Origin of the sequence: Bacillus swezeyi (assembly GCF_001969815.1) — a bacterium.
Lineage (GTDB): Bacteria > Bacillota > Bacilli > Bacillales > Bacillaceae > Bacillus > Bacillus swezeyi.
In genome coordinates, this window is sequence record NZ_MRBK01000006.1 from 392,114 (window position 1) to 403,962 (window position 11,849).

The window sequence follows — 11,849 nt, forward strand, 5'->3', positions numbered from 1 at the left end:
CAGAGATTGCTCCGAATCTCTGCTTATTTTTGCGCGCGGTTGGCTTCATTCATTTTTTTAATGTTTTGAATCACTTCTTTGATGTCCTGTTTTGCATCTGGATATGTTCCATTCCAATGCTTGGCGAGCGGCGGCATGCTTTTGGCGATATGGTTATAGATGATCCACATTTTCACCTGTTCTTTCAGCTCTTCATTCGTTTCACCCAAAAGCAGCTCTGTATATTTTTCAACCAGGCCGTCCAGCTGCTGCTGAAGTTTTTGCACTCATGACACCCTTTCTTTCCGCTTTTTTCTCGGGCATGTGCTGCATGTGACACCGTGTTGGTCTGTAACATAATACAAGCAGCAAGTAGCCCGTATCCGATCGTCTGCATCATGACCGGGGTAAAACCTTCCGAGCGGGTTTTCGTCAGCGGCCTCTTCAAAAAGGCCGGGCTGTGCTTCATATAGCAGAAAATGAAAATCTTGCGCAGCCTGTTCTCTCAGCTTTAAATCCGTCATCTCCGTCTGAAGTGTTTCATACATCCAAAACAGATAAACCGCAATGTTTTCCCAGAGAATCTGCTTAGAAACCGAACAAGCCCTGCGGCAGGCAGCGATCAGTCGGCCGACATGATTCCTGAAGATGTCTTCCGTTAATTGTTCAAGCGCTTCCCTGCGGTTTCCTTCTACCGGCTCAGCTCCCTCCGCAAAATAAAACAAAGGCGCCCACCCTTCATCATCGCCTTCAATTTCCCACGACATGGAGGCCGGGCTTCTCGGTAAGCGTTTTCCGTAAACGGTAAACAGGTAGAAATGCATTACTGCAAGCATGCCGCAGCGCTTTATCATCATTGAAGCCGCGACTTTTTGATTCGGGGCGTTCAGCCGGTCTTTAATATCTTGCACATAGCTTCTCAAAAAATCCTCATTCAAAAGCATGCTTCCTTTAACAGATAATAAGGAGCCGGTCTGCTTCGTTCCGAGACGAAAACGAAGCAATGACTCGAGCTCCTCTTTCTTTAAATTAAGCATGTGACTCAGCCACCTGCTGCACGATACATCTTCCTCTCCCGTACGGAATGCAGTGAGGTGTGCCAAAAAGCGGATCTTTCGTCACTTCACAGTCCATTTCAAAAACGTCCTGTACAAGCTGGCAGTTAATAATCGTTTCAGGCCGCCCTTCAGCATAGATCTGCTTATCTTTAATCGCCACCAGATGATGGGCATAGCGGCAGGCGAGGTTCAAATCATGAAGGACCATCACAATCGTGCGCTTTTCGTGTTCGTTCAATTCAAACAACAGGTCCAAAATTTCAATTTGGTGCGTCATATCCAAATATGTTGTCGGTTCATCCAGCAAAATGATATCCGTTTCCTGTGCAAGCGTCATCGCAATCCAGGCGCGCTGGCGCTGGCCGCCAGACAATGAATCGACCGTGCGCTCCGCGAGCTCTTCCATCCTTGTCGCTTTCAATGCCTTGCTTACAGCCTCTTCATCTTCTGCCGACCACTGCTTGAGCCAGTTTTGGTAAGGGTATCTCCCCTGCTTGACGAGTTGGAGAACGGTCAAACCTTCCGGAGCAGACGGCCCTTGAGGCAGAATCGCGAGCTCCTTTGCGACTTCTTTCGTCGGAAGCTTGGCAATGGAGCTCCCCTCTAGCAGCACAGAGCCTCCCTTTGGCTTCATCAAACGCGCGAGAGACCGAAGGAGAGTCGATTTACCGCAGCCGTTGCTGCCGATAAATACGGTGATTTCACCTTTTGGGATCGTTAAGTTTAACTCGTCAATAATGATTGTTTCTCCATAACCTAAGCTTAACGTTTCTGTTGAAATGGCACTCATAAATGAAATCTCTCCTTTTATTGGTTTCTGCTTTTATAGAGCAAGTAGATAAAGTAGGGAGCGCCGATCGCAGCCGTAAACACGCCTGCGGGCACTTCAACAGGAGAAAAGAGCGTTCTCCCGATGATATCGGCAATCAGCACCAATAGGCCTCCGATCAGCGCTGCAACTGGCAATAGGGCTCCGAATGACGAGCCGACAAGCCTTCTTGCGATATGCGGGGCCATCAGACCGACAAATCCGACAGTTCCCGAAAAAGCAACAGCGATTCCGGCAAAAGCCGTGCTCAAAAGGAGGAGCAAAAAGCGGTTACGCTGAACTGAACTCCCCACTCCTGTCGCGAGTTCTTCCCCGAGCGTCTGAATGTTGATGTTTCTGGCAGCGACTGCGCAAATCAGCAAAAGGACTAGTGCAGCCGGTATTAAAATGTTCACATCCTGCCAGTTGGACCCATATACTGATCCGGTAATCCAGACGTTCGCCTGAGACATTCTGTAAATCGGGCCTTTTATCATAAACAAGGTGGTCAATGACTGGGCAAGCATCGAAAATCCGATCCCGATCAACACGAGCCGAAAGGTCGAAGCGCCGTTTTTATAAGACAGAAAATAAACGAGCATTCCGGCAAGGGCCGCCCCGATAAATGCGGCGACAGGGAGCCAGCTGATGCTGACCGTAAGCGCATTGCTTTTATTTGAAAACAGCATTAAAAACAAAACAACGGCAACGGATGCTCCGCCTGTCACACCGATGATGTCGGGAGAAGCAAGCGGGTTGCGAATCAGACCTTGAAGGATCGAACCTGCTGCCGCCAGACAAATTCCTGCAAACAAAGCAACCAAAATCCGCGGCATTCTGAAGGACATGATGATCAGTTCATCCCCCGGATCTCCGAAGCCAAAAAATGTTTTCGCGACGGCCCCCGGAGAAATAAAACGCTCGCCGATCCCCGCGCTGAGCACAATGGCACACGCTGTCAACAGCAATAAGATGATGAGCGAAAACAGCGCTTTTCTCCCAATTAAAAATGAAATGCTGCCTTTTCCAATCCTCAGTATGCGATAGTTCTTCAATTCTGGAACCCCCTTCTCGCAATATACACAAAAATGGGTGTTCCGATAATGGCTGTCATGACGCCGACCGGCACTTCTTCAGGCATGATCAGGTACCTTGCTCCGATATCAGCGGTGACGAGCAAAATCGCGCCCAATACGGCGCAAAACGGAAGAATCCAGCGATGGTCATTGCCGACGATAAATTTTGCAAAATGCGGGATGACAATGCCGATAAAACCAATCGGTCCGGCAACAGCGACAGAGCCTCCGGCAAGCAAGATAATCGACAGCGCCATCAGCGCTTTGATCAGCCATGTTTTCTGGCCAAGGCTTTTGGCCACATCTTCTCCCATCGTCAATACATTGATTTTGGGACTCAATAGAAAGCTGATCATAAATGCCGGTACGATATATGGGAGGACCGAGATTAAAAGGCTGAGGTCGCGCCCTTGTACAGAGCCTGCGAGCCAAAATAACGCCTGTTCAAGCGCCGCCTCATTAACGGAAAGCATCCCCTGTGTCAGCGATGAAAACAGAGCGGACATCGCCGCCCCCGCAAGGGTCAGCTTTACCGGAGTCAGCCCTTCTCTGCCAAGGGAACCGACAAAATAGACGACCAACGCAGCAAATGCAGCGCCAAAAAATGAGATCCATGCGATCGCCTGAAGCGTGCCGACATTAAAGAAAAACAGTGCACCGACAACAAAGAATCCGGCTCCCGCATTTACGCCGAATATACCGGGAGACGCCAAGGGGTTTTTCGTCATCGCCTGCATCAAAGCCCCTGCAACCCCGAGCGAAGCGCCGACAGTGGCAGCAATCAATGCCCGCGGCAAACGCACATTTTTCAGCACAAGGTGTTCGTTAGAGCCGCTGAAATCGGTAAACGCCTGATAGGCCATCGTCCAAGACGTATTCGTGTAACCGTATACGACGCTGGCGCAAACGGCGGCAATAAGAATCAAAATAAAAGCCAGTAGTGCGATTGTTCTATATTTATTCGTTCTTAAGAGCATAAATTAAAATTCTCCTAGTTTGACTAAAACATCTAATGGTTATTGTATCAGATAACACTGATCTTGAAAATCATTTTCAATTAACAATTGACAAAATTCCAATCGAAAATTATGATCATGATGAATGACTTACTACTGCTAAGGAGGACAAGCATGAAGAAATGGTCAATGGCTGGATTCATCGCTTTGTTAGCGATTTCAATTCTTACGGCCTGCAGCGGCGGCAAAGAAAACACTTCAGACAGTGAAGGAAATAAAGATACAATAACCGTTAAGCATGCAATGGGTACAGAGGATCAGGCACCGGCTGATCCAAAAAGGGTAGTCGTCCTGACAAATGAAGGAACAGAAGCTCTGTTGGAACTTGGCATTAAACCGGTGGGCGCAGTCAAATCTTGGACAGGCGATCCTTGGTATCATCATATTAAAGATGAGATGAAAGACGTTAAAGAAATCGGCCTTGAAGGCGAACCGAATATTGAGGCGATTGCCGAACTGAAGCCTGATTTGATCATCGGCAATAAAATGAGGCATGAAAAGATTTATGACAAGCTGGAAAAAATCGCTCCGACTGTCTTCTCTGAAACGCTCCGCGGCGAATGGAAAGACAACTTTTCTCTCTATGCAAAAGCGGTAAACAAAGAAGAAAAAGGGAAAGAAATTTTAGAAGATTTCGATAAAAAAGTCGGCGATCTAAGCGATAAGCTCGGCGACCAGAAAGAGAAACGGGTGTCGGTTGTCAGATTTATGGCCGGCCAATCAAGGATTTATTATAAAGATTCATTCTCAGGGATTATTTTGCAGCAGCTTGGCTTTAAATATCCCGAAAAGCAGGACAAGCTGTTTGAGAAACAAGACGATAAATTTGCTTTTATGACGGAAAACAAAGAATCGATTCCTGAGATGGATGGCGATGTCCTGTTTTATTTCACATATAAACCTTCCGAAAGCAAAAAAGACGCTGAAACATGGCAAAACGATTGGACCAGCGATCCGCTTTGGAAAAAGCTGATCGCTGTAAAATCCGGAAACGCGCATGAAGTCGATGATGCCATCTGGACGACGGCCGGCGGCGTAAAAGCGGCTTACCTGTTCCTCGATGACATTGAAAAATACTTTTTAAAATCGTAAGCTTGTCGTCAGGATTTTCTATCCAGGCTGCAAAAGGAGCATTTCCCAGGTGGAAATGCTCCTTTATGATTTTCCCGTATATACTTTTGATGTCCCGTCCGGCCATTTCACCTGAAGCTGAAATTGGTCATACCTTTCGTCCAGATTAAAAGCCTCCAGCACATTGCGGATGACCGCTGACTCTGAATCGGATGTAGCGATGGAAAGCTCGGTCAGTACCATTTTCATTTCGTTTAACGCTTCTTCCCCTTCGCGGTCAGCGCCGTTCAGCTTGTCTTTGATTTCAGCTTCTTCCCGCTCCTGCCTGGAATACTTCGCTGCGAACATATTATGCTTTCCGTTCCCATAGTTCACTTTTAAAGCAAACACATCATAAGGTACGTCTTTCACATCTGAAACAGGTGCACCTTCAGCGGCCGCTTCCTTGCCTTCTGCATGCTCTTCCGCTGCCGTCTGACAGCCGTTCATCAAGATGATGAGCACAGCAAAACAGGCGATCCGAAATAAGTTCATACAGTTCATCTCCTATATGCACATTATTCTTAGCTATGTCCACCTTTGCTGAAACTCATTCAAATAAGCGGCAAGGCTCTTTTTATGTCAGCGCTAAAAATGCTTCCGCATCCCGGACGGCCAGCTGAATTGCTTCTTCCCAGAAATCCCGCTTTGTCAAATCTGCGCCAAGATGCTTCATCGCCAGCTCTTCAACGGTCATGGAAGCTGTATCTTTTAAAAGCGCGATATACTTTTCTTCAAATGCACGCCCTTCTTTCAAGGCTTTCGCATAAATGCCGAGCGAAAACAGGTAGCCAAACGTGTAAGGGAAATTGTAAAACGGCACAGACGTAATGTAAAAGTGAAGTTTGGATGCCCAGAAATAGGGATGATACTCGCCCAGCGCTCCGCAAAACGCTTCTTTTTGGGCTTCTTCCATCAGCTCATTCAGTCTGCTGACAGAGACGACGCCGTTTTTGCGTTCAGCATAGAAGCGGGTCTCAAATAAAAACCTTGCATGGATATTCATAAAGAAGGCGACGCTTCGCTGCACTTTATCTTCCAGGAGAACGAGCTTTTCATCATCTGAATCAGCCTGCTTTAAAGCGGCGTCTGCTGCGATCATTTCCGCAAATGTCGAGGCCGTTTCCGCCACATTCATTGCATACGCTCTGTTCAACGGTCTTTCGTCAAGGATCGCCTCTTGATGAAAGGCGTGGCCAAGCTCATGGGCAAGGGTTGATACGTTCGACGGACTCCCGGCGAATGTCATAAATATTCTCGATTGACCGCTGTCCGGAAAATTGGCGCAAAAGCCGCCGGGCCGTTTGCCGCTCCTGTTTTCCGCCTCAATCCATCTGTCTCTGAACGCCTTCTCCGTAAAGGCAGAAAGCTTTTTCCCGAATGTATCAAATTGGTCTGTGATAAAACCGGCTGCTTCATCATATGAATATTCCTTTGCAGCCGAGCCGACCGGAACGTCGACATCATACCAGCTCAAACGTTCCAAGCCAAGCAGTGATGCTTTTCGCGAGAGATAGTCTGCAAACGGCTGTTTATGGTCGTTAATGACTTCCCACATCACATCAAGGGTTTCCTGCTTCATCCGATTGATATCAAGCGGCTCTTTCAGCACATTGTCCCAGCCCCTGGCCTTGTACACGTTTAATCTGAAGCCCGCCAGATGATTCAGCGTGCTGCTTAGCAAATCTGCGTGCTGCACCCATGCATGGTCTAGATTTTTAAAAACGGAACGGCGGATGTTCCGATCAGGCTTTGAAGTCAGATTCTGCGCCTGTCCGACTGAGAGGATTTTCGTTTCCCCATCTTCTTCATAAGGAATCTGGATCTGATTGATGATGCTGTTGTACAGATCCCCCCATGCATGATATCCATCGACAGACAGCCCTTGGATCAGTGTTTCCTGCTCGGCTCCAAGCTTTTCTGTCACCCGTGTTCTTCTTTCATTTAAAACATAGGCGATTTCTGACATCTCTTCGTCTTTCAGAATCGTTTCCCAGCCCTCATTCGACACTTTAGCAAGCTCGCCGTCTAAAACGACCAAGACCTTTTGAAAATCTGACATGAGCTGGGTTACTTCAAAATTGAGGGCGTTCGCCTTTAAATCTGTCGTGTCCTGTGCTTGCAGACAGCCGACATACGCGTTCGACTCCCGGATTTTAACATCGATTTTTTCAAAAAGCGCAAGCGCCTCTTTCAGTCCGCTCAGGTCCGTTTTTGATACACGAAGATCATCAGCCTTTTCTTTAAAAGAAACAAGCATCGTTTTGATCTCTTTTAAATGATTCCGAAAAGCCGCTGAGTCGCTCCCGCCTTTAAAAAAAACGTCCAGATCCCACGTATCCTTGAGATGATGATATGCCACCTGATCTCCCCCCTTTTTTTGTCACGTTTCCATTATAAGATAATTTTACCTTTTCAGGGTAAAAAAATAAGCGGCCGGATGATGAACCGGCACACTTTTTGTATTTCCTACAGCTGACGCAGCCGCTTTACAGCATAGCTTGCAGTCGCCAATCCAAGCAGGCCAAAGACGAATAAGAAAAGCCCGCTTTTATTCTGGTGATCTCCTTGAACTGCCGCCTCTCCGGCCGTTAATCCGTCATTTCCAGGCTGTTCAGCGATCTGCAGAGACTGAAGCAGTCTGCCGTCTTCCCCTTTAATTTGCAGCATTCCGTCGCTATCCACCCATTCACTCAGCACTTCGCCTTTCTTTTTTGTGACAAATAAAGGATTTTTCAGTTTAAGACTTGTTCCGTCTTTTGCTGTAAACTGACTGCCCTTTTCGTAAGCAGCGGTCTCAAAACCGTTGAATCCTTCATCCAAAAGCGCTTCTGTATCCCTGTACATCATATTTTGATTATCTGCCTTCATAACAACGGCGATCAAATTGAGTCGGTCCCGCGCCGCTGTCGTTACAAGGGTGTGCTTTGACTCGTTCACGAAACCGTTTTTGCCGCCGGTTATTCCTTGATAAGGAATCTCCCCCGTCAGCATCCGGTGGTGGTTTTTCAAGATCGTGTCCCATGTCTGGCCGTGCCAGGCCGTTTGCTTCTGTGAGAAAAGCTTGCGAAAAGTCTTGTTGCCCATGGCATATTGCGTGATTTTCGCCATGTCGGCGGACGTTGTGTAATGCTCCTTGTCAAATAGCCCGTGGGGATTCGTAAAATGAGTGTCTCTAGCTCCTGCACGCTCGGCGACAAACGCGTTCAAGTCGTCCGCAAATTGTTTTACACTGCCGCTCAAATGTTCAGCAATCGCCGTTCCTGCGTCGTTTCCGGAATTCATTAAAAGGCCTTGAAGAAGGCGTTTTAATGGAACGATTTCCCCTTCTTCCAAATAAACGCTTGTCCCTTCCGTATCAGCGGCTCTTTTGCTGACCTTCACATCATCTTTTAAATGTCCCTTTTCAATCGCGTAAATCGCCGTAGCAATTTTCGTAATGCTGGCAGGATACATTTTTTTGCGGCTGTTTTTTTCATAAATGACCTGTCCTGACTTCGCATCGATCAATATCGCGGAAACGCTTTTCATATCTGGTTTATTTTTTTCTCCTGCTTTTGCCGAACTATGAAAAAACATCGTCAAACATAGTACAATACTGAACAGGAGGGATAGCTTAGCATTCATCGTGTCACCCTGCCTTCGGTAAAGCTGCCGATTGTTAATTAAATCTGCAAGTTTTTCAAAAATAGGTCTTTTAGCACTTTCTAAATTCTATCAATTACACATATCACCTGACAAGGATTATTTGTCGACAAGCCAAATGATTGAACGGAGGACACCCATTTGAAAAGGAAAATCGCAATCGTCACTGGATCCACTAGCGGATTTGGTTTATTGACCGCTTTAAGACTCACCAGCACCCATTTTGTGATTGCGGCAGCGAGGCATCCTGAAAAAGCGGAGATGTTGCGAAAACGAATAGCGGAGCTTTCGGCGGAATCTTCGATTGCCGTCACGGAACTGGACGTCACAAAAGAGCCATCCATTTCATCATTCTCTGAAAAGCTGAAGCAATACGGAACCGTCGATCTTCTCGTCAATAATGCAGGAACGGCTTACGGAGGTTTTGTAGAGGAGCTTTCTCTTGATGATTACAGAAAACAGTATGAAACCAACCTGTTCGGTTTAATCGCCGTCACTAAAGCCGTTCTTCCATATATGAAGAAAAACGGAGGCTCCAAAATCATCAATATCAGCAGCATCAGCGGACAAATCGCTTTTCCGGCATTTTCACCTTATGCCTCTTCCAAACATGCGGTCGAAGGTTTTTCAGAAAGTCTCCGCCTGGAGCTTCGCCCGTTCGGAATCGATGTCGCCGTTGTCCAGCCGGGCTCTTACAAGACGGCGATTTGGGAAACGTCGTTTGCAAATCAGGTCGCCGCGCCTGAAGCCGGCTCTCGGTACAGCACATATTTTGAACGGATTTCCGCCTACATTGCGGCAAACCGCAAAAACGATGGAGACCCTGAAGACGTGGCAGAGCTGATCTTTCACCTTGCAGCAAAAAAGCGGCTTAAAAGGCTGCGCTATCCGATCGGCAAAGGCGTCCGCCTGCTGATCTTCTGCCACGCCATCCTGCCATGGCGGTTTTGGGAATGGGCGGTCACAAAAAATCTGTTTAAATAAGGTTATTTAAAATAATTATAATTTAGTATTGATTTTAACTTTATATTTGTTATAATATAATTAACAAATGAAAAAACACAAGGAGGACATATTACATGATCTCACAACAATTAAAACAGCAAAATCCTGTACTTGAAAACGCAATGAATACGAATTTATCAAACTGGTTTATCCTCTATACGAAGCTTCACCGCTTCCATTGGTATGTGAAAGGGCCGCATTTCTTCACCCTGCACGAAAAATTTGAAGAGCTTTACAACCACGCTGCGGAAACGGCTGATGTCATTGCGGAACGATTGCTGGCGATCGGCGGACATCCGCTCGCAACCATGAAAGACTATCTTGATCACGGAACCATTTCAGATTCCGGCGCTGAAAAAACAGCTTCTGACATGGTATCCGCATTGATCAGCGACTACCGTCAAATCCGCAATGAGATTCAGCATACAATCGAACTTGCCGAAGAAAAATCAGATCATGCCACCGCTGACCTTTATATCGCCTTAACAGAGGAAATTGATAAGCAAGTGTGGATGCTTTCTTCATTTTTGGACGAGTAATATTAAAAAGCCATGGCAATCCGCCATGGCTTTTATTTATGATTTGCTTTTCGTAAGCTTTGCTTTCAATGTTTTTTCCTTGCCGCTTCTCAGCACTTCAAATGTTACAGTGTCTCCCGCTTTCACTTCGGTATAAAGAATTTTTCTGAGATCGGAAGTGGTTTCAACTTTTTTGCCGTTCATTTTTGTGATGACATCGGCTGCTTTCATGCCTGCTTGCTCTGCCGGAGATTTTGACGATACTTTATCGACATACACGCCGGTGTTGAGCTGACCCCCAAAGAGCCCCAGCGTATTTGTCTGATATTGCTCAGGAACCTGCTGCATATCGATCATTTGAACGCCTAAGAACGGCCGTTCCACTTTTCCTTTTTCCAAAAGTTCATCAACGATCGGCTGGACATCATTGCTCGGGATGGCAAAGCCGAGTGATTCAACACCGCTTTGGCTGATCTTCATACTGTTAATGCCGATGACCTGCCCGCTGCCATTGATCAGAGGCCCGCCGCTGTTGCCCGGGTTGATTGCCGCATCTGTCTGAAGGACATTCATATCCCATTGCCCCTCGGATGTAGAGACTTCAATCGTCCGGTTGACACCGCTGATGATTCCTTCTGTAACCGTTCTTGAAAATTGGAGACCCAGAGGGTTTCCGATAGCGATCACTTTCTCTCCAGCCCGCAGTTTTGAAGAATCTCCAAAACTCGCAACCTTTTCAACACCTTTGCTGTTGATCTCTAAAACAGCCAGATCAGTTAATGCATCGCTGCCGACGATCTTGGCATCGGTCGTTTTGCCGCTGTATAAAGAAATGGTTACTTTTGAGGCGCCTTCAACAACATGGTTGTTTGTGATGACATAGGCTTTGTCGCCGTCTTTTTTAAAGATGACGCCTGATCCAGTGCCGCTTTCTTCGACATCATCTTCAGAGAAGCCGAAGCTGGTTTGTATATTTGAGACTCCGACAATCGCAGGCTCCAAATCTTCAACCATATCAGCTACATTATCGGCATCTGTTACAGGTTTCGCTGTAAAGTTCTGCGACTGTTTCGGTTCTGTTTGTTTTTCGCCTGCTGTTTCATTAGGATGGTCGGCAGGCAGGTACGGGGAAATCCCCAATACAAGTCCGCCGCCGATGATGCCGCCCAAAATCGGGCCCAGCCATGCGGCCTTGCGCCGTTTTTCTTTTGCGGTTCTTGTTTCTCTGCCGCTTTCCAAAGCTGCAGCTGTTTCTTTATGAGTAAGATCTGACTGATCATCTGCATCCTTTTTTAAAATCAGCTCGGGTTCCTTTTCCGGCTGTTCCGAGTTTTGCTCCTCAGAAGCCGCCGTTTGCGGTATCTTTGCCTCTTCTTGCTGCGGCTGTTCGTTTTCATTTTTTTGTTCGTCATCGCGTCTAAAATCCATAAGCGTACACTTCCTTTATTTTTCTTGTCTTCAACTATCGCAAATGGCAGAAAGCTTTAACACTCACAAAAAAAGAGATACCCGGCCGTATATTTTTCACATACCTGCATTTCCTTTCTTCCCTGATGAGTATCTTATCGAAACATTGTGGGATAAAAATGAAAAGAATATGTGAAATTATGAAAATTGACCAGACTTATGTTAAA

12 protein-coding genes are annotated in these 11,849 nt (G+C 46.6%); 3 read left to right on the forward strand and 9 right to left on the reverse strand.

Annotation, left to right across the window (positions count from 1 at the left end):
• Positions 1-23: 23 nt before the first annotated feature.
• The 5 genes from BTA30_RS08130 to BTA30_RS08150 are packed head-to-tail and all read right to left on the reverse strand — an operon-like array spanning position 24 to position 3,898.
• The gene (locus BTA30_RS08130; protein ID WP_076760739.1) at positions 24-266 is read right to left on the reverse strand and encodes a YusU family protein; all 243 of its coding nucleotides are present in this window, start codon (positions 264-266) and stop codon (positions 24-26) included.
• Positions 267-1,016 (reverse strand): IucA/IucC family C-terminal-domain containing protein, encoded by a 750-nt coding sequence (locus BTA30_RS08135; protein ID WP_076760740.1) that lies wholly within the window; start codon positions 1,014-1,016, stop codon positions 267-269.
• A complete protein-coding gene (locus tag BTA30_RS08140) occupies positions 1,009-1,827 on the reverse strand; it encodes an ABC transporter ATP-binding protein (RefSeq protein ID WP_076760741.1) in 819 nt (272 codons plus the stop codon). Before BTA30_RS08140 ends, BTA30_RS08135 begins: the two co-directional genes overlap by 8 nt.
• A gap of 17 nt (positions 1,828-1,844) precedes the next feature.
• The gene (locus BTA30_RS08145) at positions 1,845-2,876 is read right to left on the reverse strand and encodes a FecCD family ABC transporter permease (RefSeq protein WP_239693714.1); all 1,032 of its coding nucleotides are present in this window, start codon (positions 2,874-2,876) and stop codon (positions 1,845-1,847) included.
• A 20-nt stretch (positions 2,877-2,896) separates the two neighbouring features.
• A complete protein-coding gene (locus BTA30_RS08150) occupies positions 2,897-3,898 on the reverse strand; it encodes a FecCD family ABC transporter permease (RefSeq protein ID WP_076760743.1) in 1,002 nt (333 codons plus the stop codon).
• A 153-nt stretch (positions 3,899-4,051) separates the two neighbouring features.
• Here BTA30_RS08150 and BTA30_RS08155 point away from each other — a divergent pair, with 153 nt between their 5' ends.
• A complete protein-coding gene (locus tag BTA30_RS08155; protein ID WP_076760744.1) occupies positions 4,052-5,029 on the forward strand; it encodes an ABC transporter substrate-binding protein in 978 nt (325 codons plus the stop codon).
• Positions 5,030-5,092: 63 nt separating this feature from the next.
• On the opposite strand, the gene BTA30_RS08160 is transcribed toward BTA30_RS08155, so the two are convergent.
• The 3 genes from BTA30_RS08160 to BTA30_RS08170 form a co-directional block, all read right to left on the reverse strand.
• A complete protein-coding gene (locus tag BTA30_RS08160; RefSeq protein ID WP_076760745.1) occupies positions 5,093-5,542 on the reverse strand; it encodes a YusW family protein in 450 nt (149 codons plus the stop codon).
• 82 nt (positions 5,543-5,624) lie between these two features.
• Positions 5,625-7,409 (reverse strand): M3 family oligoendopeptidase, encoded by a 1,785-nt coding sequence (locus tag BTA30_RS08165; RefSeq protein WP_076760746.1) that lies wholly within the window; start codon positions 7,407-7,409, stop codon positions 5,625-5,627.
• A gap of 107 nt (positions 7,410-7,516) precedes the next feature.
• Positions 7,517-8,674, reverse strand: coding sequence for a D-alanyl-D-alanine carboxypeptidase family protein (locus BTA30_RS08170; protein ID WP_076760747.1), 1,158 nt, complete (start codon positions 8,672-8,674; stop codon positions 7,517-7,519).
• Positions 8,675-8,833: 159 nt separating this feature from the next.
• Here BTA30_RS08170 and BTA30_RS08175 point away from each other — a divergent pair, with 159 nt between their 5' ends.
• On the forward strand, positions 8,834-9,676 hold the full coding sequence (locus BTA30_RS08175; RefSeq protein ID WP_076760748.1) for an oxidoreductase: 843 nt from the start codon (positions 8,834-8,836) through the stop codon (positions 9,674-9,676).
• Between the two features lie 95 nt (positions 9,677-9,771).
• Positions 9,772-10,236, forward strand: a complete 465-nt coding sequence (locus BTA30_RS08180) for a Dps family protein (RefSeq protein ID WP_076760749.1) — start codon at positions 9,772-9,774, stop codon at positions 10,234-10,236.
• Between the two features lie 36 nt (positions 10,237-10,272).
• Here the strand turns inward: BTA30_RS08180 and BTA30_RS08185 are convergent, their stop codons facing one another.
• A complete protein-coding gene (locus BTA30_RS08185; RefSeq protein ID WP_076760750.1) occupies positions 10,273-11,643 on the reverse strand; it encodes a S1C family serine protease in 1,371 nt (456 codons plus the stop codon).
• Positions 11,644-11,849 lie beyond the last annotated feature (206 nt).